The sequence below is a fragment of the Pseudomonas sp. PS01303 genome (assembly GCF_029959385.1).
Lineage (GTDB): Bacteria > Pseudomonadota > Gammaproteobacteria > Pseudomonadales > Pseudomonadaceae > Aquipseudomonas > Aquipseudomonas rustica.
The window spans coordinates 1-255 of sequence record NZ_JASCPK010000357.1 but is presented as its reverse complement, the minus strand read 5'-3'; the positions used below and the strand labels follow the sequence as shown (position 1 = coordinate 255).

Here is a 255-nt window from a genome sequence, read left to right as displayed (position 1 = left end):
GGTTCTTTTCGCCTTTCCCTCACGGTACTAGTTCACTATCGGTCAGTCAGTAGTATTTAGCCTTGGAGGATGGTCCCCCCATATTCAGACAAAGTTTCTCGTGCTCCGTCCTACTCGATTTCATGACTAAGAGATTTTCGCGTACAGGGCTATCACCCACTATGGCCGCACTTTCCAGAGCGTTCCGCTAATCTCAAAGCCACTTAAGGGCTAGTCCCCGTTCGCTCGCCACTACTAAGGGAATCTCGGTTGATT

Annotated in this window: 1 rRNA gene; it reads right to left on the bottom strand. The window is 49.8% G+C overall.

The features are described from left to right. A 23S ribosomal RNA gene (locus tag QMX93_RS31070) occupies nucleotides 1-255 on the bottom strand; the annotation flags it as partial.